Raw genomic sequence first — 19,532 nt, forward strand, 5'->3', positions numbered from 1 at the left:
TCTCAGCGCTAGAACAAGGCGTCGCGCCCCACACCGGAACGGATCAGCTGGCGCCGCATCTTGGCCAGCGCCTCGTTCTGGATCTGCCGTACGCGCTCGCGCGTCAGGCCGAGACGAACGCTCAGCACCTCGAGCGTTTCGGGTTCGCGGTCGTGCAGGCCGTAGCGGCCCTCCAGCACCTCGCGCTCGCGCGCATCCAGGGCATGGACCCACTGATCCAGCAGGCGTGCGACTTCGTGGGTCTGCGTGACGTCTGTCGGATCGCCCTGCTCGTCGTCGGAAGCCACGGTGTCGGCCAGCGTAAAGCCCTCGTCGCCGCGTGCGTCGCCCGCATCGAGTGAGCGCGGCGCCTCCGAAAGGGCCAGCAGTTCCGCGACCGCCTGCACGTCACGGCCCAGGAGCGCCGCGATGTCTTCCACGCGCACGCCGTCGGGCCGATGCACCAAGAATTCCGCGTCGCCTTCCAGCGTTCGGCGCGCCCGCAGCACCTGCTGCAGTTCGCGCACCACATGCACCGGCAGGCGGATGGCACGGGCCTGGGTCATCACCGCGCGCTCCACCGACTGACGAATCCACCAGGTGGCGTAAGTGGAAAAGCGGAAACCGCGCTCGGGCTCGAACTTGGTGATGGCGTGCATCAGGCCGAGATTGCCTTCCTCGATGAGATCGGAGAGCGGAACGCCACGGCCGAGATAGGCCTTGGCGATGTTCACAACCAGCCTCAGGTTGTGTTCGATCATCGATTGCCGCGCTTCAAAACTACCGGCGTGCGCAGCGCATGCGGCCTGGTATTCCTCTTCCGGCGTGAAGAGTTCGGTTCGCCGCACCTGTCGCAGGTAGATCGTCAGGGCATCTGCGCCCTCGCCGCCAATTGACGGCTCTGCTGCCGGTTCGAAGTCTGAGGCGAGAGCGGGCCTTGCCGGCGCCGCGCCTTCGCTGTTGTTCTCTACTGCCCCGCCGCGGCCCGCCCGCCGCCGCACAGCAAGCGTGCGACGGAGGCGAGGAGCGGCCATGGCATCACCGGCTCGGCAGGTAGCGCGCCGGATCGACAGGCTTGCCCTGGCGGCGGATCTCGAAATGCAGCTTCACGCGGTCCGCGTCGCTGTTGCCCATTTCGGCGATCTTCTGGCCCTTTTGCACCGACTGGTCTTCCTTCACGAGCAGCGTCTGGTTGTGCGCATACGCCGTGAGGTAGGTGTTGTTGTGCTTCAGGATGATCAGGTTGCCATAGCCGCGCAGGCCAGCACCCGCATAGACCACGCGTCCGTCGGCCGCAGCCAGCACCGCATCGCCCGCCTTGCCGCCGATATCGAAACCCTTGTTCTTGGCATCGTCGAAGCCCGCGATGAGCGTGCCATGCGCCGGCCAGATCCAGCCGAGGTCTTCGTCACCCGAGTTCGAGGCAGGTGCGGATGGCGACGCGGTGACCGGCGGCTTGCCGGTTGCTGCGCTCGCGGGCGCCGTGGGCACCACCGCAGATGGCGGCACCACGGGCTTGGTGACGACCCCTTCTGCGGGCGCAGGCGCGGTCGCGAGAGAGGTGGCCCCGCTCGCCGGCCCCACCGGCGGAATTACGCGCAACACCTGGCCGACTTCGATCAGGTCGGGATTCTCGAGATTGTTCCAGCGAACGATGTTCTGCCAGCTTTGGCCCGTTTCGTTTCCGATGCGGCGAATCGTGTCGCCGGGGCGCACGGTGTAGTAGCCCGGCTTGCCATAGTTTTCGATGCCCGGAAGCGGCTTGCCCGAGGCATCGGTGGTGATGAGCGGGCCACCGGGTGCCGCACCGGGCGCACGCGTCATGGTGCCGCGGTCTTCGACCGGTGCCGGCCCTCGCGGTGCGGCGCAGCCTGCGATCACGAGCACAACGGCCAACGTGATACCAGCGCACCAACTCCGATTGCCAAAACCCTGCATTTGTTGTTCCTTCAAGCGATGCCCGATTTTAGGGGGACAAAGTGAACCGCCTCAAGAATGCGGCGCTCGAGTCCGCGGGCGGTTTTATCGATGACGACGAGGGCCTGTCCGCCCCCCGCCGATTGCGTGGGCGCGACGATGCGTCCGCCCACGGCGAGTTGTTCGGTCCAGGCTTCCGGAACCGCTTCGCCGCCCGCCGCGGCGATGATGCCCGCGTACGGAGCGCCCTTGGCATAGCCGACCATGCCGTCACCCAGCATCAGGTGCACCGTTGCCAACCGGAAGTGCCGCAGATTGGCGCGTGCGCGCTCGTGCAGGCCGCGCAGGCGCTCGATGCTGTAGACCTCCGTGGCCACATGGTTCAGCACCGCCGCCTGGTAACCGCAGCCGGTGCCGATTTCCAGCACGCGCCCCAGGCGCTCCTGCGGCTTGCCGGCCAGCGCGGGCGCGCCCAGCAGGAGCTCGATCATTCGAGCCACCACGCTCGGTTTGGAGATGGTCTGACCCAGGCCGATGGGCAGGCTCGTGTCCTCGTACGCCTGGTTGACCAGTGCACTGTCGACGAAGCGATGCCGCTCTACCGCGCCCAATGCGCGCAGCACGCGCGGATCGGTGATGCCCTGGGCGGCAAGTTTCTGCACCATGCGCGCGCGCACGGCGTCGGAAGCCATCGATGGCGTGGTCGGCACCATCGGCTTCGCCGGCACAGCGGGCAACCGCCCGCGCGTGGCGGCTGAAGCAGTGGGTGTCAGGCGAACCGGGAATCCAGGCCGTTGCGTGGCCATGTCAATTGCCGAGACGGGCAACCGTCTCGCGCCATTGCCCCAGGTTGGCATGGTCTGTCAGGTCGATCTGCAGCGGCGTCAATGCAATGTGGCCGGCCGCGGTGGCATGAAAGTCGGTGCCCTCGCCGCTGTCCTTGGCGCCACCGGCGCCTGCGATCCAGTACATGGTCTCGCCGCGCGGGCTTTCCTGCGTGATCACTTTTTCCGCCGCATGGCGGCGGCCCAGCCGGCACACCGTCATCGGCTTGAGCTCGTCGAAGGGCCGGTTCGGCACATTCACGTTGAGCAGGAACGCTCCGCCATCGAGCATGCGCTCTCGCTCGATCTGCTGCACCAGCCGCCGCGCCACCTGGGCGGCCGCATCGACATGCGCCCAGCCTTTTTCGATCTGGGAGAACGCGATGGCCGGAATGCCGAACAGATACGCCTCCATTGCCGCGCCCACGGTGCCCGAATAAATGGTGTCGTCGCCCATGTTGGCGCCGTTGTTGATGCCGGAAACCACCAGGTCGGGCCGGTAGTCGAGCAACCCCTTGAGCGCGATGTGCACGCAGTCGGCCGGCGTGCCTGTCACATAGCGAAAACCGTTGTGTGCCTTGTGCACGTAGAGAGGTGCCGCCAGGGTGAGCGCATTCGATTTGGCGCTGTTGTTGTGCTCGGGTGCAACCACCTCGACATCGGCGATGTCTTTCAGAGCGTCGTGCAATGCGACGATGCCCGGTGCCTGAAAGCCATCGTCATTGGAAATAAGTATCTTCATGGTGCTTTTCGGTGCCCCGGATTGTAGGCGCCGGGTGCGTCGCAGCAGGGACAAGGGCGCCCTGCCGTGCCCCCTATCATCGCCTCGCATTCATTGCCCACACACGACTGATTCAAAGGAGACCCGAGCATGCACGCATGGCTTTGCGAAAACCCCACCGGCGTCGATGCGCTGACCTGGAAAGAACTGCCCACACCGGTGCCGGGTCCGGGCCAGGTGCTGATCGAGATCAGGGCGGCGAGCCTGAACTTTCCCGACCTGCTGATCGTCCAGAACAAATACCAGATCAAGCCGCCGCTGCCCTTCGTGCCAGGCTCGGAATATGCAGGCGTGGTCCAGGCAGTGGGCGAAGGCGTCACGCATCTGAAGGTAGGACAGAACGTGGCGTGCCTCTCGGGCACGGGCGGGTTTGCAACCCACACGCTGGCCCCGGCCGCGCTTTGCATGCCGCTGCCGGAAGGCTTCGGCCACGTCGATGCGGCGGCGTTCATCATGATCTATGCCACCTCATGGCATGCATTGATGGACCGCGCGCAATTGAAGGCCGGAGAAACCGTGCTCGTGCTCGGCGCTGCTGGCGGCGTGGGCACCGCGGCGATCCAGATCGCAAAGGCGGCGGGCGCCAAAGTAATAGCAGCGGCTTCGACCGACGAGAAATGCGAACTCTGCCGCTCCATTGGCGCCGACGCCACAATCAACTACACGACGCACGCGCTTCCAGGCGGCTTTCGCGACGCCATCAAGGCCGCGACCGACGGCAAGGGGCCCGATGTCATTTACGACCCGGTGGGCGGCGATTTCGCAGAGCCGGCATTTCGTTCGATTGCCTGGCGCGGGCGCTATTTGGTCGTTGGCTTTGCCTCGGGCCCGATTCCATCGCTGCCATTGAATCTGACGCTGTTGAAAGGCGCCTCGCTGGTCGGCGTGTTCTGGGGCGATTTCGCCAAGCGCGAGCCCAAGGCCAATGCGCAAATGATGGCCGAATTGGCCCACTGGTACGGCCAGGGAAAGATCAAGCCGGTGATCGACAGCACCGTGCCGATGGCGCAATTGAAGGCCGCCTATGCCCACATGGGCTCGCGCGGCGTCAAAGGTAAACTCGTGATGGTGAACTGAACGCGCCGCGCGGCATCGGTTCCTTACCCAATAAAAAAGCCCGCGCATGCGGGCTTTTTTTATCGGGGCCAGAGGCCTCGCCAGAGGCTTACTTGATCTCGAATTCGGTCAGCGACTTGCCGGCGGCCAATGCTTCGGTGACCCAACGCGGCTTGCGGCCACGGCCGCCGGACCAGGTTTCGCCAGTCGGGCCGCGGTATTTGGCGGCTGCCTTGGCGGCGGGAACCCCGGCGCTGCGCTTGACCGAGGCGCCGCGTGCGCTGAGTTTCAGGTCAGAAGCCGTCAAACCGTATTCGGCGATCTTTCTGCGCACATCGTCAATGACGCCAGCGCGCTCTTCGTTGCGAAGGTCTTCGGCCTGCTTGCGCAATTGCGCAATCTGCTCGTCGTACTTCTTGATCTGAGAATTGATATCGGCAAGGGTCGAAGCCATATTGGACTCCTGAAAATTGGAAACGGGGCGGATTTTAATTCAATTCCAATTTAAAACAAGCAGGCCGTGGCGAGAAAAAGGCACCCGCGCCCACGGATTGCGGCAGTGCACGATCGAAAGCTTGCCGGCATGGACGTTTATCGAACAAAAAGGAAGGGGGGGAAACTCCAAGCACCGGCTGAAGCGGTAGTCGGAAATGACAACGCCGGGGCGGGCCCGGCGTAGTGGTTTCCATGGACGCTATTGCGCAATAGCAGTCAGGAAGATATTTTGGGGTGGCTGATGGGACTCGAACCCACGACGACCAGAATCACAATCTGGGACTCTACCAGCTGAGCTACAGCCACCGCAGAGCCCGCAATTGTAGCGGTAAAAATGGCTGTTTTCGCCGTCCCTGCAGGTGCAGGCCCCTGAAAAATCTTCTCACCCCGTCGCCAAGGGGCCGGCTGGCGCCGCCTCCTTGATCTTGATCGAGCCGTCCGGCCGTTCGAAAGTACCGATCAGCAGGCCGCTGGCAAGCGCATGTTCGCGCAGCGCATTGAAGATTTCATCACGCCCGGGCGCAGCGGAAAACAAAGGCGCGCCACCGAGCGCAAATAGCTGGAAGGCGTAGCGGTGCGTGCCGTGCCCCGGCGGCGGATCGGGCGGCAGCCAGGCCGCCTGCAACCCGGAATTGCGTCCGACGTGCAATCCGGCGGCGCCCTCGTTGTCGCGGCTTGGAATGGCCGCCTCGTCGAGCTTGCCTTCGCTCGGCCGCAGCCCCACCACGATCGCGTGCACCAGCGGATTCGGTGTCGGGGAGTCGGCATCCTCGACCACCAGCACCAACGAAGTCGTTTCAGCCGGAAGATTGTCCCATTGCAGCGGCGGCGAGACGCCTTCGCCGTCCGCCGTATAGCGCGGCGGAAGAGGTGCATGGTCCACAAAGGCCACGCTGGTCAATACGATCGACGCCATGCCCCGGCGCATGCCCAGCGCATTGAAAATGATCTTGTCCAGTCCCGCGCGCATGCCGTGCAGCGCGTGGCCGATGACTTCAGGCAATTTTTCGAGCATGGCCTCGGTATAGCGCTGCGCGGCGCGGTGGCCTGTAGGACGCTACAGCATGCGCGGCATGGCGGCCTGCACCAAAATTCCCGAGCTGCGGCTCGTTGGCTTCACCGCGCCCGCCTCGTGTATTGCTCCGCTATCATGAATGCCGCCTGCACCGACGGCGCAGGCGTTCCCAGAGCATCCATTTCACCGCCAAAGGATTTTTCATGAGCATCGTCTGGACTATTCTGATCGGGTTCATCGTGGGTCTCGTGGCACGCGCCGTCAAGCCGGGCGACGATTCCGCGGGCTTCATCGTGACCACCCTGATCGGGGTTGCGGGATCGTTGATCGTGACCTATGTCGGCCAGGCCCTCGGCTGGTACACGGCGGGACAAGGTGCGGGCTTCATCGCGTCCGTGCTCGGTGCGATCGTGCTGCTGGTTCTCTACGGCCTGATCAAGCGCAAGAGCTAGCAGTACGAGAGGTAGTGCGGGCCGTGCCGCGCAAACCAAGGGCTAGGCATCACGTCTACGTGGTGGAACTCGACGACCGCGTATGGAATCACGGCCGCTTCAGGCGCGCCAACCCCGACTACCAGCTCGGCAAGCCTTTTGTGTATGTGGGAATGACCGGGCTCGACCCGGACATCCGCTTCGACAAGCACAAGGCCGGCATCCAGGCCAACAGCTTCGTCCAGGCCTTCGGCCAGAGGCTGCTGCCTGCCCTGTACGAACGCTACAACCCGATGAGCTACGAGGACGCGCGATCGATGGAGGTCGAACTCGGCATCGCGCTGCGCAAGAACGGCTACGGCGTCTGGCAGGCCTGAGGCTTGTGCTTCCTCAGGCGTAGGTCACCCAGCCCTCGTAAGCCGGGCCGTCCAGATGCGGCAGCGTGTTGTACGTCACCAGCATGTGGCGCTTGGGCGTGAAGGCAAACTCGGTCACCGACGTATTGCGGATGCGGAGATTGAGTTCGATCGTGGTTTCAGGGCTCGTGCCAAGCACGTGGCCGACGGCCGTGCTGATCGGTCCACCGCTCGACACCACCAGCACCTTGGCGCCATGGTGCCGATCGCGCACATGGTCCAGCGCCGTCGTCACGCCGGCCAGAAAGTCGACGTAGCTCGGCATGCCGGCAGGTTCCGTCTTGCCTTGCATCCATGCGCCCAGGCCATCGCGCAGGAGTCGAAAGTGGTGCCGGTACATCTCGGGCGAATCGGGCTTCTCGAGCTTGCCCTCGTGAATGGTGGCAATGAGCGCTTCGCTGTCGTACTCGTTGAGCCCCGGCCAAGGGAGCACGTCATCGCGCTGGAGGCCGAGCCCTTCGGCAATGCCCTCCCAGGTCTGGCGATGGCGCTTCAGCGTACCGGTGATCACCGCATCGAAATGCATACCGCGCTCGCGCCAGTATTCGCCGAGGCGCACCGACTGCCTGCGCCCGAGCTCGCTCAGGTTGTCATAGTCGGCGGCGCCGAAGCTGGCCTGGCCGTGGCGCACGAGATAGAGGGTTCCCATGCAACGGATTCTGGCAACAAGCGCATGGCGCGCTTGTCCCACGTGCGACGACGCGCCGGGTCAGCGACCCGAACGCGACACCACGTGCATCACCGGGCCGCCGCGGGCAACGTATCCGCCGGCTTCGGCACCAGGATCTCGGCCTTGAAACGTTCCTTGAGCAGGTTGTAGTACGCGAGCTCTTCCGCCGCGGTCACCGATTGGCCGACCTGCGCGTTTTCCTGCTGCGCCTGCTCCGGCGCCGACGGCGTGCGCGGAACGACCTTGGTCACCCGCACCACCGCATAGCCCTGGGTGCCCAGGTCCACACCCACCAGTGCGGGCAGCTTGGCTGCGTCGGCGCGCAGCGCGGCGTCGATGACCGAAATGGGTTGATTCTGTGCTTCGCGGCGCGACACCGTGACCGGCGCGCCGAACGTTGCACCGTCGGCCTTCGCGGTCCAGGCGGCGAGCTTGGCTTCACCCTCGGCCTTGGCCATGACCGCGGCGCGCTCGGTGACGAGTTGCGCACGGATCTTGTCCTTGACTTCGGCCAGGGGCATGGGTCGCGCGGGCGTGTATTGGGTCACGCGGCCGGCTGCGAGCTGGTTGGAGCCGACCTCGATCGCCTCGGTGTTCTGCTTGCGCTCCAGCGAGTCGGCGGCGAACAGTGCGCTCAGGAAATTGCGGTTTGCCAGCACGCCGGCAACACCGGGTGCGGGCGTGCGTGCGACATTGCTTGCGGTCTGGATCGTGAGCTTCAGCTTTTCGGCCGCCGGCTTGAGACTGTCCGGCTGCTGATAGACCGCATCGGTGAAGGCTTCCGCGGCCTTGGCAAATTCCTGTGTGGCCTGCTGCGCGCGGACCTCGTTCTCGATGGTGGCACGCACCTGTTCGAACGGCGGCACCACGGCCGGCTTGATGTCGGCAAGGCGGATGATGTGATAGCCGAACTCGGTTTCGATCACGTCGCTGATGTCACCCTTCTTGAGCGCGAACATCGCGTCTTCGAAAGGCTTGACCATCGCACCGCGCGTCACGAAGTCGAGGTCGCCGCCCTTCTCCGCCGACCCGGGGTCTTGCGAATTCTTGCGCGCAACGTCGGCAAAGGTGGCGGGCGCCTTCTTCACTTCAGCCAGCAGCTGCTCGGCCTTGGCCTTCGCCTTGGCGCGATCGGCCGCCGATGCGCTGGCCGGCGCGGTGATCAGGATGTGGCTGGCGCGGCGCTCTTCCTTGGTGCCGAAGCGCGCCGTGTTCTGTTCGTAGTAGGTCTTGAGATCGGCCTCGTTGACCGAGACGTTCTTCTTGGCCGCCTCGATGTCGAGCACCAGGTATTCGATGCTGGCCTGCTCGGGCGACTGGAACTGCGCCGTATGGGCCTTGTAGTAGGCCTCCACATCGGCGTCGCTGACCGTCACCTTCGACGCGAAGCTTTCGGGGGTGAAGCGTGCGACCTGGATCTCGCGCCTGTCATAGAAGGCGTTGATCGTGGCCGCGGCCAGCGCGGGCGGCGTGAACGCCGTGCCGGAGATGCCCAGCAGCACCTGCTGCGTGGCCAGGTCGGCGCGCATCGCGGCTTCGTATTGCTCGGGGGTGCGGCCCGTCACGCGCTGGAAGGTCTCGCGGTCGAACTTGCCGTCCGGCGTACGGAATGCGGCAAGCCCTGCATCCTGTGCGAAGAGTCGCGTCAAGCGCTCTTCGGAAACCGTCACGTTCGACTTGGCCGCCGCCGCGGCCAGCACGCGATCGCGCACCATGCGCTCCAGCGTGCCGTAGCGCATCACGTCGGATTCGAGCAGCGCCGCATCGACATTCGGCGACTGCTGGCGGATGCGGTCGCTTTCGATGCGATGCTGCGCATCCCACTCGGGCCGGGTGATGTTGTTGCCGTCGACGCGCGCAACCTTCTCGTCGCCGGAGCCTTGGTAGCGCTCCACGCCAAAAAGGACGAACGAGGGAATGATCAGCAAGAACAAGAAAATCAGGACGATCTTGTTGTACCTGCGGAAGAAATCAAACATGCTTGAACACTCTTTTGCGACGGATGTCGGGCGGCAATAAAAAAGGCGAACCAGTGTTCGCCTTTGCATCGGGTGGTGGTGGGTGCTGAGGGGCTCGAACCCCCGACCTACGCCTTGTAAGGGCGCCGCTCTACCAGCTGAGCTAAGCACCCCACCGGGAATACTCTCCGAGTCTACGTCTTAGTTCAGTGCGTCTTTCAACGCCTTGCCCGGACGGAACTTCGGAATCTTGGCGGCCTTGATTTTAATCGCGTCGCCGGTGCGTGGATTGCGGCCGGTGCGGGCGGCGCGTTTACCGACTGCGAAAGTGCCGAAACCGACGAGCGACACCGAGCCGCCTTTTTTGAGCGTGGTGCGAATGGCGCCGATGGTGGATTCAAGCGCGCGGGTAGCGGCTGCCTTGGAAATATCGGCGTTTTTTGCGATGTGCTCAATCAGTTCGGTCTTGTTCACAAGGGCCCCTTGTCGAAGAAATAAAGTTTGTCGGCTTTCGTCAGCTGCGAGCTGGCCGCGAAACGACGCGACGCACGAAGCCTGGCAGGACTGACGCCTCGGCAGCGCGCTGCCAGCGAGGATTACAACCACTGGTCTGCAGGGTGTCAATACGACACGAGGCCATGCAGAACAGCGGAGCGCGCGATTTTAGGGGCGTTTCGTGAAGTCGAATTTCAAAGGGCGTCGGCAATGGCCTTGCCGAGGTCGCTGGTGCTCGCGTTACCCCCGATGTCGGGGGTTCGCGGTGCTCCGCTTTGGGGCGCAAGCACCTTTTCGATGGTGGAGAGAACCGCGTCATGCGCCTTCTTGTGGCCCAGGAACTCGAGCATCATCGCGCCGCACCAGATCTGTCCGATGGGATTGGCGATACCCTTGCCGGCGATGTCGGGTGCCGAGCCGTGCACGGGCTCGAACAGCGACGGCGTGGTGCGCTCGGGGTTGAGGTTGGCGCTGGGCGCAATGCCGATGGTGCCGGTGCACGCCGGGCCCAGGTCGGACAGGATGTCGCCGAACAGGTTGCTCGCCACCACCACGTCGAAGAAATCGGGCCGCTGCACGAAGTGCGCGGTGAGGATGTCGATGTGGAACTTGTCCAGCTTCACGCCCGGGTAGTTCTTCGCCATCTCGGCCACGCGCTCATCCCAATACGGCATGGTGATCGAGATGCCGTTCGACTTGGTGGCACTGGTCAGGTGCTTCTTGGGGCGCGACTGTGCAAGCTCGAAAGCGAACTTGAGCACGCGGTCGACGCCCACGCGCGACATGACCGTCTCTTGCACCACGATCTCGCGCGGCGTGCCTTCATACATGCGCCCGCCAATGCTCGAATATTCGCCTTCGGTGTTTTCGCGCACGATGTACATGTCGATCTCGCCGGGCTCGCGCGGCGTGCCGTCGCGCCGCACCACGGGGGCCGTGATGCCGGGCATCAGCCGCGCGGGACGCAGGTTGATGTACTGGTCGAACTCGCGGCGGAACAGGAGCAGCGAGCCCCAGAGCGACACGTGGTCGGCAATTTTCTCGGGCCAGCCGACCGCGCCGAAGTAGATTGCGTCGTGCCCGCCGATCTGGTCCTTCCAGTTGTCGGGCAGCATCTTGCCGTGCTTCTCGCAGTAGTCCCAGCTCGAAAAGTCGAAGTGGTCGAACTTCAGGTCGATGCCGAACTTGCGTGCCGCGGCATCCATCACGCGCAGCCCTTCGGGCATGGTTTCCTTGCCGATGCCGTCGCCGGCGATGACTGCGATTCTGTGGGTGGTCATGATCTGGTTCCTTCTTGGCGGAGAGGGGAGAAAAACTGGAGGGCCTCGGCGAGCAGCTCGCCGGGGGCTTCTTCCGGAACGTAATGGCCGCACGGCAATGCGCGGCCCGAGACTTGAAGTGCGCGCTCGCGCCAGAGCGCCAGCACGTCGAAGCAGCGGCCCACCGCGCCGTGCTCGCCCCAAAGCACGCGCAGCGGCTGCGCGAGCCGCTGGCCGGCGGCCATGTCGGCGCGGTCGTGCGCCAGGTCGATGGTGGCGCAGGCGCGGTAGTCGCCGCAGATGGATTCGGCCGTGCCGGGAATGCCGGCGCAGCGCTCGTACTCGGCCAGCACTTCGGGCGCGAAGGGAGCGAGGCCCGCATGGCGTCCACCCATCACGCTGCGCACGTAGCGCACCGGATCGGAGGCGATCAGCGACTCCGGAAGCGGCGGCGGCTGGATCAGGAAAAACCAGTGCCAGTAGGCGCGGGCAAACGCCTCGGTGGTGTTCTCGTACATCGAGAGCGTGGGCGCGATGTCCAGAAGCATCATCCGGTCAACGGCCGCCGCATGGTCGGCGGCCAGCCGGTGCGCAACCCGTGCCCCGCGGTCGTGGGCCAGCACGCCGAAGCGCTCGAAGCCGTGGTGGCGCATGGCGGCGAGCGCATCGAGCGCCATCTCGCGCTTGCTGTAGGCCACGTGATCGTCATCGTCCGCAGGGCGGCCGGAGTCGCCATAGCCCCGGAGGTCGAGCGCCACCACCGTGAATTGCTCGGCCAGCGCCGGTGCCACGCGATGCCAGATCAGGTGCGTCTGCGGATGGCCGTGCAAGAGCAGCAACGGCGCGCCGCGCCCGCCGATTCGGCCATGCACGCGCACGCCGTTGCGCTCGATGTCGAATTCCGGAAAGTCGAAAAATGAAACAGTCACGCGGCCATTGTGCGTTGCGCCCTTGCCGCCATCAAGCAACAATCAGCCAATTCATACTTTCCAATCTGGCATGAATCCATTGTCGATGGACCGAGGCGATCTCGAGTTGGTGCTGGCCATCCGCGACCAGGGAAGCCTCGCGGGCGCGTCCGCCACGCTCGATGTCGTGCCCTCCGTGGTCACCAAGCGGCTCGGCGCGCTCGAGGCCAGGCTGGGCCAGCGGTTGTTCGAACGCACCACGCGCCGGCTCAGCGCAACGGCCGAGGGCGAGGCCGTCTGCCTGCACGCCAAGGCCTTGCTCGAGGGTTTCGCGGCGCTTGAAAGCGAACTGGGCGAGCGGCAGAACGAACTGGTCGGCACCATCCGGCTGGCGGCCACCTTCGGTTTCGGGCGGCGCTGGCTCGGCCCCGCCCTGGCCACGTTCCAGGCCCGCCACCCCGCGCTGCAGATCGAGTTGCTCCTGACCGAGCGGCTCCCGGACCTTGGCGCCGAAGGCTACGACGGCGCGCTCTGGCTCTGGGCCGTGCAGCAGCGGCGAGCGGCCGACTGGGTCACGCGCCGCATCGCACGCAACCAGCGCGTGCTCGCCGCTTCGCCTGCATATATAGAGCGGCGCGGCATGCCCGCCACGGTCGACGCGCTGGGCGCGCACGACTGCCTGGTGGCGCGTGAAAACGGCGAGGTCAACCAGCGCCAGTTCGCGCTATGGACGCTGCGCCATGCGCGCGACGGCAGCACGGCGCGCGTGCGCGTGCAGGGCCCTCTGACAAGCAATTCGGGCGAGATGGTCCGCGACTGGTGCCTTGCCGGCCACGGTATCATGCTGCGCAGCCTCTGGGACATCGCGCCGCAACTGGCTTCCGGCGAACTGGTGCGCGTACTGCCCCATTACGCCATGCCCGATGCAGACATCCACTGGATTGCGCCCTGGCGGCCCAAGACGCCGCGCCGCGTGCGGCTGCTGCTCGACCACCTGGCGGAACAGTTTCGCGGCGAGCCGTGGAAGCCGGGCAAGGCCGGTTCTTCACGCTGAAAAAACGCAGGCTCAGCGCCCGCTGCGCACCACCAGGCTCACGCCGACTGCGGTGAGCCCGATGCCGAGCAGCGTCACCCATGTGATCGGTTCGCCGAAAAGCAGCCAGGCCATCACCGCCGTGCATGGGGGCACCAGGTAGAGCAGGCTCGTCACGGCCGTGGCGGTGCCGCGCTGGATCAGCATGTAGAGCAGCGAACTGCCGCCGAGCGACAGCACCAGCACCGACCACGCCATCGCGCCGGCCGAGTGCGCGTTCCATTCGATGCCCTGCGACTCCATCGCCGCAAAGGGCAAGGACACGAGCAACGCCGCCGCCATCTGCACGGCGCTCGCGCTGCGCACATCGCAGGGCGCGACGAAGCGCTTCTGATACAGCGTGCCCGCCGTGATCGAAAGGAGCGCCATGACCGCAAGCCCCATGGTCAGGGCGCTGACCTCGGTGCCCTGGCCGAACTTGCGCGACACCACGAGCACCAGGCCCGCGAAGCCGAGAACCAGCCCCGTCCATTGGCGCTGCGTTATCCGCCCGCCATTGAACGACAGCCAGATGGCGGTCAGCACCGGCTGGATGCCGACCAGCAGCGCCACCAGCCCCGCGCCCATGCCCGCATGCACGGCCGCCCAGACGCCACCCAGGTAGCCGGCTTGCATCAGCACGCCCGTGACCGCAAGATGTCCCCATTGCGCGCGCTCCTTCGGCCAGGCGACCCGCGCGAGCGCGACCCAGATGCCAAAGCACACGAGTGAAAGCGCATAGCGCACGGCCAGGAACTTGAGCGGCGGCGCGTAGGGCATGCCATAGCGCGCAACGATGAAGCCCGTGCTCCATATCAGCACGAAGACCACCGGCATTGCCCGCAGCCAGCCCGCGTTGCGGGCCACGGCCACGCTCATTTCGCGCGAGCCCGGATTTCGGGGATGGCCTTCTGCAGGTAATAGACCATCGACCAGATGGTGAGCACGGCCGAGATCCAGATCAGCCACTGGCCCCACAGCCCGGTGTCGATGACCCTGAAGAGGTGTCCGTCATAGAGCAGGAACGGAATCGCGACCATCTGCACCGTGGTCTTGACCTTGCCGATCATGTGAACCGCCACGCTCTTGCTGGCCCCGATCTGCGCCATCCATTCGCGCAGGGCCGAGATGGCGATCTCGCGGCCGATGATGATCAACGCCACGAACACATCGGCCCGGTTCAGGTGCACCAGCACCAGCAGCGAGGCACAAACCAGGAACTTGTCGGCCACCGGATCGAGAAAGGCGCCGAAGGCCGAGGTCTGGTTGAGCTTGCGCGCCAGGAAGCCGTCGAGCCAGTCGGTCGCGGCAAAGACGATGAACAGCACCGTGGCAATCAGATTGCGCATCGGCTCGGCCATTGGCAGGTAGAACACACCAACGATCAATGGAATCGCGACGATGCGCGTCCAGGTCATGATGGTCGGGAGGGTCCAGAACATGCGGGCGATTGTGTCATGCACGCGCGGCGGGCCGAAAGCCAGGGGCAATCGGCCTCAATGCAGCGCGCGATAAATTTCCTCGGCCAGGTCGGTGGCAATGCCTTCGACCGATGCGATGTCCTCGACGCTGGCCGCCGCCACGCCGCGGATTCCGCCAAAACGCTGCAGCAGGCGCGCGCGGCGTTTCGGCCCGATGCCCGGGATGTCTTCGAGCTGGCTGCCGCCCACGCGCACCTTCGCACGCTTGGCTCGCATGCCGGTGATGGCGAAGCGGTGCGCCTCGTCGCGAATCTGCGCCACCAGCATCAGCGCCGCGGAATCCTTGCCCAGGTAGACCTTTTCGCGGCCGTCCGCGAACACCAGTTCCTCGAGCCCGACCTTGCGGCCCTCGCCCTTCTCGACGCCGACGATCAGCGACAGCGGCAGGCCCAGTTCGCTGAACACCTCGCGCGCCATCGACACCTGCCCCTTGCCGCCATCGACCAGCACCAGTTCCGGCATGCGCGCGGTCCGGGTCTTGGGCGATGCGTCGCTGCCATCGCTTTCGGCGTCGCCCGGCGGCAGCGCCTCGGTCTCGGCCGCCATCGCCTCGGCCAGCTTGCCGTAGCGGCGGTGCAGCACCTGGCGCATCGCGGCGTAATCGTCGCCGGGCGTGATGCCCTCGATGTTGTAGCGGCGGTATTCGCGGTTTTGCATCGTGTGGCGCTCGAACACCACGCAGGAAGCCTGCGTGGCCTCGCCCGCGGTGTGCGAGATGTCGAAGCATTCGACGCGGAAGTTGTCGAGGTCGTCCGGCGCGAGCTCGAGTGCATCGGCCAGTGCGCGGGTGCGCGCCTGCTGCGAGCCCTCTTCGGCCAAGAGCCGCGCCAACTGCAGGCCGGCGTTGGTTTCGGCCATCTCGAGCCAGTGCCGGCGCTGCTCGCGTGGCTGGAACACGGCCGTCACGCGCGCGCCGGCCTGCTGCGAAATCGCCTCGATCAACTCGCGGCTCACGAGATGGCTCAGCACCAGCGTGGCGGGCACCGGCACGTCGATGTAATGCTGGGCAATGAAGGCTTCGAGCACCTGCACCTCGACCGAGTCGGCAGGGATGGGTGCAGCGCCCTCCTCCGCATCGAGTTCGCCATGGTGGATTTGCGCGGCGTCTTCCACGTGCACGGGAAAATAGGCGCGATCGCCCAGGTGCCGGCCGCCGCGCACCATCGCCAGGTTGACGCAGGCCTTGCCGCCCTGCACCTTGACGGCGAGGATGTCCACGTCCTTGTCGGAAGCGATTTCGATCGACTGCTGGTGCAGCACGCGCGAGATGGCCGACATCTGGTTGCGCAGCTCGGCGGCCTGCTCGAATTCGAGTTTCTCGGCATGCTGAGTCATGCGCGCCTCGAGCTTCGACAGCACGAGCTGGGTGTCCCCCATCAAGAAGGCTTCGGCGCTGGCCACGTCTTGCGCATAGGCCTCGGGCGTGATGTAGCCCACGCAGGGCCCGGTGCAGCGCTTGATCTGGTACAGCAGGCAGGGCCGCGTGCGGTTGGCGTACACCGTGTCTTCGCAGGTGCGCAGCTTGAAGACTTTCTGCAGCAGCTGGATCGATTCCTTCACCGCCCAGGCGCTCGGGTACGGCCCGAAGTAGCGGTGCTTCTTGTCGACCGCGCCGCGGTAGTAGGCCAGGCGGGGAAACTCGTGCGAGGCGATCTTCAGGTAGGGGTAGCTCTTGTCGTCGCGGAACAGGATGTTGTAGCGCGGCTTGAGCGTCTTGATGAGATTGTTTTCGAGCAGCAGCGCCTCGGCCTCGGAGCGCACCACCGTGGTCTCCATCCGCACGATCTTCGAGATCATGTGCCCGATGCGCGTGCCGCCATGGCTCTTCTGGAAATAGTTGGCAACCCGCTTCTTGAGGTTGCGCGCCTTGCCCACGTAGAGCACCGCGCCGGCCGCGTCGAAATAGCGGTAGACGCCCGGCAGCTGCGGCAGGGCCGCGACTTCGCTGAGCAATTGATCGGAATGCACGTCTGACATGGCGGCTATTGTGGCGCGCGGGCGAGGCGGCGGCCGGCACGGCCACCACCCCCCTTCCACTAGGACTCGAAGTTATTTCGCGAGTTCGCTCACCAGGCGGTACAGGAACTCGCGGCCATCGTAGAGCCGCTGGATTTCGATGCGCTCGTCCAGCCCGTGGGCGCGCGCGTCCGCCGGGTCGAGGAACATGCCCGTCACGCCATACATCGGAATGCCGGCGTTGCGCAAGAAGCGGCTGTCGGTGGCGCCGGTGCTCATCGCGGGCACCACCGGCACGCCCGGCCACATGGCCTGGGTCACCGACTCCACGGTCTTCACCAGGTCGCCGTTCAGCGGCGAGGCGGGGCTGCGCAAGGGCTTGCCGAGGTTGCGCACCACGATCTTGTCGTTGCCGACGGCCTGGGCCAGCAGTCGCTCGACTTCTTCCGGATCGTCGTGCGGCAGGATGCGGCAGTTGACCGTGGCCTTGGCCGATTGCGGCAGCGCATTCTCGGCATGACCGGCCTGCACCATCGTCGCCACGCAGGTGGTGCGCAGCTGCGCGTTGTAGGCCGGGTTGGCCGACAGCCGCTCGATCACCGCGGCGTCGGGGTTGCCTGCGCCGATGGCGCGCATGTCGTCGGCCAGCTGGCCGGTGGCAAACGGCGCGCTGCGCGCGAAATAGGTCTTGGTGACGTCCGCCAGCTTGACCGGGAAGGCATAGTTGCCCAGCCGCTCCAGCCCCGCGGACAGCGCGTAGATCGGGTTGCTCCTGGTCGGCACGGAGCTGTGGCCGCCCACGTCGCGCGCCTCGAGCATGTAGGTGGTGTACATCTTCTCGGCCACCTGCATGCGGTGCAGGTTGGGCTTGCCGCCGCGCAGTTCGCCGCCGCCGCCTTCGTTGATGCCGAACTCCGCCTGCAGCAACTCGGGCTTGTTGTTGATGAGCCAGAAGGCGCCGTTGCTGAGCGCATCGCCGCGCTCCTCGTCGGCCGTCAGGGCCAGGATGATGTCGCGGCTCGGCTTGAAGCCTTCCTGCCTGAGCTGCCCCATCACCGACACCAGGGCCGAGGCCATGGCCTTGTCGTCGATGGCCCCGCGCGCCGTGAAATAGCCGCCGGTTTCCTGCAGCTTGAACGGGTCGGTCTTCCAGTCTTCGCGCCTGGCCTCGACCACGTCGATGTGGGCCAGCAACAAGAGCGGCTTCTTGCTGCCATTGCCCTTGAAGCGCAGCACCAGGTTGCCCTTCTTCGGGAACGGCTCGAAGACCTGGATGTCGCCGGGCGCAAAGCCCGATTCGATCAGGCGCTTTTCCATGGCGCGCGCCGCCAGCGTGTTGTCCCCCACCGAATGGCTGGTGTTGATCTCGATCAACTCCTTGTAGATGTCGTGAAAGCGCTGCTGCTGGGGGGTCAGCGACGGCGTCGTCTGCGCCGATGCGGCCAGGCCGCACAGGGCCAGAGAAAGCGCGAGCACGGTTCTGGCCAAACCAGGGGAACCAAGGAAAAGCGGCGAACGACGGGTCTTCATGCGCATGGTTTCTCGCTCCGGGATGTTGTGGTGCCGGCCAGCATACCAAGCAGCCACACTGCCCCGACCCGCCGAAGGCGGGCACACTTGCCCCATGCAATGGGATATTTTCTGCAGGGTCATCGACAACCATGGCGACCTGGGCGTGTGCTGGCGGCTGGCCAGCCAGCTGGCGGCGCTCGGCGGGCGCGTGCGCTTGTGGATCGACGACGCCACGGCGCTGCACTGGATGGCGCCGGAGGGCTGCGACGGCGTGAGCGTGATCGACTGGCTCGATCCGGCCGCCATCCGGAAGGCCGTGGCGGCCCCGCCGCCCGACGTGCTGATCGAAGCCTTCGGCTGCGACCCGGCGCCCGAACTGATTGCGCGATTCGCCGAGCCGCCGGCCGCGGGCGCGCCCGCCCGGGCCTGGATCAACCTCGAATACCTGTCGGCGGAACCCTATGTCGAGCGGCTGCACGGCCTGCCCTCGCCGGTGTTCAAGGGGCCGGGCGAGGGGCTGGCGAAACGCTTTTTCTATCCGGGCTTCACGCCCGCCACGGGAGGGCTGCTGCGGGAGCCCGGCCTCTTGGAGCGGCAAGCGCGTTTCGACCGCGTGCAATGGCTGGCGGCGCACGAAATTCCCTGGCAGGACGGCGAGCGCCTCGTTTCCCTCTTCTGCTACGAGCCCCCCGCGCTGGCCCAACTGCTCGAGCAGTTGGCAGCCGGTACGGAACCTGCGCGGCTCCTCGTGACGTCCGGCCGCGCGGCGCACGCGGTGGGAGCTTATTTTTCAAGCCAGAAACAGCCTGCCGGCCGCTCGCCGCAAGGGTTCGGTGCGCTGTCGATTTCGTACCTTCCGTACCTGACGCAGCCGGATTTCGACCAACTTCTGTGGGCCTGCGACCTCAATTTCGTGCGCGGCGAAGATTCGCTCGTGCGCGCCCTCTGGGCCGGCGCCCCGCTGGTCTGGCAGATCTACCCGCAGGACGACGACGCGCACCACGTCAAGCTCGGCGCCTGGTTGGACTGGCTCGGGGCCCCGCCATCCCTGCGGCGGTTTCACCACGCCTGGAACGGCTTTGGCGACGCCCCCCTGCCCGCTCTCGAAACCGGGGGCCCGTGGCGTGAAACCGTGCGGGCCGCCCGCGAAAAGCTGTACCTTCAGGAGGACTTGGTCACGCAATTGCGGCATCTGGTCGCCGGAAAAAGCTAAAATAGCGGGCTTTGCGGATTTCGGCCCGGATTTATACAGATCCGAGATGCTGTCCGCCAAACCTGCCGCGGGACATGTACCGCGGGGCCAATAA

General features: G+C 65.6%; 20 protein-coding genes and 2 tRNA genes. 5 read left to right on the top strand and 17 right to left on the bottom strand.

What is annotated here, in order from left to right; all coding sequences use genetic code 11:
• Positions 1 to 8: 8 nt before the first annotated feature.
• Genes ACAM55_RS16020 through surE form a run of 4 tightly spaced genes read right to left on the bottom strand, consistent with a single transcriptional unit; the run spans position 9 to position 3,462 of the window.
• On the bottom strand, positions 9 to 1,013 hold the full coding sequence (locus ACAM55_RS16020) for a sigma-70 family RNA polymerase sigma factor (protein ID WP_369652499.1): 1,005 nt from the start codon (positions 1,011 to 1,013) through the stop codon (positions 9 to 11).
• Between the two features lie 4 nt (positions 1,014 to 1,017).
• Positions 1,018 to 1,917, bottom strand: a complete 900-nt coding sequence (locus ACAM55_RS16025) for a peptidoglycan DD-metalloendopeptidase family protein (protein WP_369652500.1) — start codon at positions 1,915 to 1,917, stop codon at positions 1,018 to 1,020.
• 11 nt (positions 1,918 to 1,928) lie between these two features.
• A complete protein-coding gene (locus ACAM55_RS16030) occupies positions 1,929 to 2,702 on the bottom strand; it encodes a protein-L-isoaspartate(D-aspartate) O-methyltransferase (protein ID WP_369652501.1) in 774 nt (257 codons plus the stop codon).
• Position 2,703: 1 nt separating this feature from the next.
• Positions 2,704 to 3,462, bottom strand: a complete 759-nt coding sequence (gene surE / locus ACAM55_RS16035) for a 5'/3'-nucleotidase SurE (protein ID WP_369652502.1) — start codon at positions 3,460 to 3,462, stop codon at positions 2,704 to 2,706.
• A 129-nt stretch (positions 3,463 to 3,591) separates the two neighbouring features.
• Between surE and ACAM55_RS16040 the strand changes: the two genes are divergently transcribed.
• The gene (locus ACAM55_RS16040; RefSeq protein ID WP_369652503.1) at positions 3,592 to 4,578 is read left to right on the top strand and encodes an NADPH:quinone oxidoreductase family protein; all 987 of its coding nucleotides are present in this window, start codon (positions 3,592 to 3,594) and stop codon (positions 4,576 to 4,578) included.
• Positions 4,579 to 4,666: 88 nt separating this feature from the next.
• On the opposite strand, the gene ACAM55_RS16045 is transcribed toward ACAM55_RS16040, so the two are convergent.
• The 3 genes from ACAM55_RS16045 to ACAM55_RS16055 all read right to left on the bottom strand — a co-directional run bounded on the left by ACAM55_RS16045 (position 4,667) and on the right by ACAM55_RS16055 (position 6,067).
• Positions 4,667 to 5,011 (bottom strand): H-NS family nucleoid-associated regulatory protein, encoded by a 345-nt coding sequence (locus tag ACAM55_RS16045; protein ID WP_369652504.1) that lies wholly within the window; start codon positions 5,009 to 5,011, stop codon positions 4,667 to 4,669.
• 271 nt (positions 5,012 to 5,282) lie between these two features.
• Positions 5,283 to 5,358: transfer RNA gene (locus tag ACAM55_RS16050), tRNA-His, on the bottom strand.
• Between the two features lie 76 nt (positions 5,359 to 5,434).
• Positions 5,435 to 6,067 carry a YbhB/YbcL family Raf kinase inhibitor-like protein gene (locus ACAM55_RS16055; RefSeq protein WP_369652505.1) on the bottom strand — a complete coding sequence of 211 codons (633 nt, stop codon included), beginning with the start codon at positions 6,065 to 6,067 and terminating at the stop codon, positions 5,435 to 5,437.
• A 203-nt stretch (positions 6,068 to 6,270) separates the two neighbouring features.
• On the opposite strand from ACAM55_RS16055, the gene ACAM55_RS16060 reads away from it, so the two are divergent.
• Together ACAM55_RS16060 and ACAM55_RS16065 are read left to right on the top strand one after the other, a co-directional pair.
• A complete protein-coding gene (locus ACAM55_RS16060) occupies positions 6,271 to 6,519 on the top strand; it encodes a GlsB/YeaQ/YmgE family stress response membrane protein (RefSeq protein WP_369652506.1) in 249 nt (82 codons plus the stop codon).
• Between the two features lie 23 nt (positions 6,520 to 6,542).
• A complete protein-coding gene (locus ACAM55_RS16065; protein WP_369652507.1) occupies positions 6,543 to 6,875 on the top strand; it encodes a hypothetical protein in 333 nt (110 codons plus the stop codon).
• 13 nt (positions 6,876 to 6,888) lie between these two features.
• Here ACAM55_RS16065 and ACAM55_RS16070 read toward each other — a convergent pair whose 3' ends face one another.
• The 6 genes from ACAM55_RS16070 to ACAM55_RS16095 form a co-directional block, all read right to left on the bottom strand.
• A complete protein-coding gene (locus ACAM55_RS16070; RefSeq protein WP_369652508.1) occupies positions 6,889 to 7,563 on the bottom strand; it encodes a histidine phosphatase family protein in 675 nt (224 codons plus the stop codon).
• 89 nt (positions 7,564 to 7,652) lie between these two features.
• Positions 7,653 to 9,563 (bottom strand): peptidyl-prolyl cis-trans isomerase, encoded by a 1,911-nt coding sequence (locus ACAM55_RS16075; protein WP_369652509.1) that lies wholly within the window; start codon positions 9,561 to 9,563, stop codon positions 7,653 to 7,655.
• Between the two features lie 76 nt (positions 9,564 to 9,639).
• Positions 9,640 to 9,715, bottom strand: a tRNA-Val gene (locus tag ACAM55_RS16080).
• 28 nt (positions 9,716 to 9,743) lie between these two features.
• The gene (locus tag ACAM55_RS16085) at positions 9,744 to 10,016 is read right to left on the bottom strand and encodes an HU family DNA-binding protein (protein ID WP_007830705.1); all 273 of its coding nucleotides are present in this window, start codon (positions 10,014 to 10,016) and stop codon (positions 9,744 to 9,746) included.
• Positions 10,017 to 10,231: 215 nt separating this feature from the next.
• On the bottom strand, positions 10,232 to 11,317 hold the full coding sequence (locus ACAM55_RS16090) for a tartrate dehydrogenase (RefSeq protein WP_369652510.1): 1,086 nt from the start codon (positions 11,315 to 11,317) through the stop codon (positions 10,232 to 10,234).
• Positions 11,314 to 12,225: an alpha/beta fold hydrolase gene (locus ACAM55_RS16095; protein WP_369652511.1), complete on the bottom strand. Its 912-nt coding sequence runs from the start codon at positions 12,223 to 12,225 to the stop codon at positions 11,314 to 11,316. Before ACAM55_RS16095 ends, ACAM55_RS16090 begins: the two co-directional genes overlap by 4 nt.
• 70 nt (positions 12,226 to 12,295) lie before the next feature.
• Between ACAM55_RS16095 and ACAM55_RS16100 the strand changes: the two genes are divergently transcribed.
• Positions 12,296 to 13,258, top strand: coding sequence for a LysR substrate-binding domain-containing protein (locus tag ACAM55_RS16100; RefSeq protein WP_369652512.1), 963 nt, complete (start codon positions 12,296 to 12,298; stop codon positions 13,256 to 13,258).
• 12 nt (positions 13,259 to 13,270) lie between these two features.
• On the opposite strand, the gene ACAM55_RS16105 is transcribed toward ACAM55_RS16100, so the two are convergent.
• The 4 genes from ACAM55_RS16105 to ACAM55_RS16120 all read right to left on the bottom strand — a co-directional run bounded on the left by ACAM55_RS16105 (position 13,271) and on the right by ACAM55_RS16120 (position 18,249).
• Positions 13,271 to 14,155, bottom strand: a complete 885-nt coding sequence (locus tag ACAM55_RS16105) for a DMT family transporter (protein ID WP_369652513.1) — start codon at positions 14,153 to 14,155, stop codon at positions 13,271 to 13,273.
• Positions 14,152 to 14,718, bottom strand: a complete 567-nt coding sequence (gene pgsA, locus ACAM55_RS16110; RefSeq protein WP_369652514.1) for a CDP-diacylglycerol--glycerol-3-phosphate 3-phosphatidyltransferase — start codon at positions 14,716 to 14,718, stop codon at positions 14,152 to 14,154. The genes ACAM55_RS16105 and pgsA overlap by 4 nt, the downstream gene beginning before the upstream one ends.
• A gap of 54 nt (positions 14,719 to 14,772) precedes the next feature.
• On the bottom strand, positions 14,773 to 16,734 hold the full coding sequence (uvrC, locus tag ACAM55_RS16115; RefSeq protein WP_369652515.1) for an excinuclease ABC subunit UvrC: 1,962 nt from the start codon (positions 16,732 to 16,734) through the stop codon (positions 14,773 to 14,775).
• Between the two features lie 72 nt (positions 16,735 to 16,806).
• Positions 16,807 to 18,249 carry a M20/M25/M40 family metallo-hydrolase gene (locus ACAM55_RS16120; RefSeq protein WP_369652516.1) on the bottom strand — a complete coding sequence of 481 codons (1,443 nt, stop codon included), beginning with the start codon at positions 18,247 to 18,249 and terminating at the stop codon, positions 16,807 to 16,809.
• 88 nt (positions 18,250 to 18,337) lie between these two features.
• On the opposite strand from ACAM55_RS16120, the gene earP reads away from it, so the two are divergent.
• The gene (gene earP, locus ACAM55_RS16125) at positions 18,338 to 19,438 is read left to right on the top strand and encodes an elongation factor P maturation arginine rhamnosyltransferase EarP (RefSeq protein ID WP_369652517.1); all 1,101 of its coding nucleotides are present in this window, start codon (positions 18,338 to 18,340) and stop codon (positions 19,436 to 19,438) included.
• The last annotated feature ends 94 nt before the right edge of the window (positions 19,439 to 19,532 follow it).

The sequence above is a fragment of the Variovorax sp. V213 genome (genome assembly GCF_041154455.1).
Classification (GTDB): Bacteria; Pseudomonadota; Gammaproteobacteria; order Burkholderiales; family Burkholderiaceae_C; genus Variovorax.